Raw genomic sequence first — 1431 nt, forward strand, 5'->3', positions numbered from 1 at the left:
CAAAGACACAAGAAGCACAAATTCTGGCAGACCTCTTGCAAGGGTTCTGACTATTGAGGAAGAGCTAGAAAGACTTAAACAGAAATGCGAAATTCTCCAGCAGGAGAACGATTTTTTAAAAAGAGTGAGATTTATCAACAGAAAGCAAATCTCAAAACTGCAGAAGGACAAACAGTAAGAGAGAAATATGAACTGATAGATAGAACTCTTGAATCACCTAGTAATAATCTGAGTGTCTCAGCATTATGTGATACTGCAGGTGTTTCAAGAAGCGGGTTCTATTCATGGAAGAAACGAAAAAGTTTCATAAGCGAAAAAGAAGAACAAGACCGTAAGGATTTTGAACTGATTTTAGAAGCACACAAGTTCAAAGGATATGACAAAGGCAGACGTGGTATTCATATGCGTCTTCTTCACATGGGCATTTTGATGAATCATAAAAAGATTTCAAGACTGATGAAGAAATACGGTCTATTCTGCCCAATAAGAAAAGCCAATCCTGCAAGAAGGATGGCTAAGGCAATGAAAACATCAAATTATGCAGATAATATTCTAAACAGACACTTCGAGGAGTACGGTCCTGGATATGTGCTTGAAACAGACATTACTTATCTATTCTATGGTCATAAAAGATCTAAAGCATATCTATCGGTGGTAAAGGATGGATTTACAAAGCAGATTCTTGCATATGTATTATCACCGTCTTTAGAAGTAGACTTTGTCCTGGAGACAATCAATCAGCTTTACAGTAAACATAAGCATAATATTCATACTGATGCTCTGATACACAGTGATCAGGGTGTTCATTATACAAGTATTAAGTTTATTGACTTACTCAAGAGCCTGGAAATCAGACAGTCAATGTCAAGAAGAGGAAACTGCTGGGACAACGCTCCCCAGGAATCCTTCTTCGGACATATGAAAGATGAGATAGGCAGATATACAGAGAATGCTGGCTCATACGAAGAACTAAAGGAAATAATAGATTCCTATATGGTTTATTACAACAATGATCGTTATCAGTACAATCTAGCCAAGCTTTCTCCAAATGAATACTTAGAATATTACATGACTGGTGAATACCCACTCAAACATATCGCTAAGGAGTCTGATGAATATAAGGAAAAATTCAGACAGGTAAGAAATAATCTTGATAGAAACTCAACGCTCGAGAAATTAGTAGCTATCCTTCAAAGAATAACTCATTTCAAACAGTCCATCAGATAATCTGCGTAGATGACTTCTGATTATATCTATATCATTATGATTTAATGATGCAAAGCCAAAATCATCCATCTTGGTGAATATAACAGTGCCATTAAAATAACCATCAGCATCATCTGGAAAAGACCTGTAAACAATAGTATGATCAGTATCATATACACTTAAATCCTTTACAAGAAGATAGACTGATGGATCATCATCAAATAT

General features: G+C 35.8%; 2 protein-coding genes. One reads left to right on the top strand and one right to left on the bottom strand.

Annotation, left to right across the window (positions count from 1 at the left end; translation table 11 throughout):
* Positions 1-84: 84 nt before the first annotated feature.
* Positions 85-1227: an IS3 family transposase gene (locus ACFOZZ_RS13290; protein ID WP_100054628.1), complete on the top strand. Its 1143-nt coding sequence runs from the start codon at positions 85-87 to the stop codon at positions 1225-1227.
* On the opposite strand, the gene ACFOZZ_RS13295 is transcribed toward ACFOZZ_RS13290, so the two are convergent.
* Positions 1177-1431 (bottom strand): hypothetical protein (locus ACFOZZ_RS13295; RefSeq protein WP_376815432.1); only part of this gene is annotated, 255 nt, incomplete at its 5' end. The genes ACFOZZ_RS13290 and ACFOZZ_RS13295 overlap by 51 nt on opposite strands.

The sequence above is a fragment of the Catenibacterium sp. GCM10023432 genome (assembly GCF_042651925.1).
Lineage (GTDB): Bacteria > Bacillota_I > Bacilli_A > Erysipelotrichales > Coprobacillaceae > Catenibacterium > Catenibacterium mitsuoka.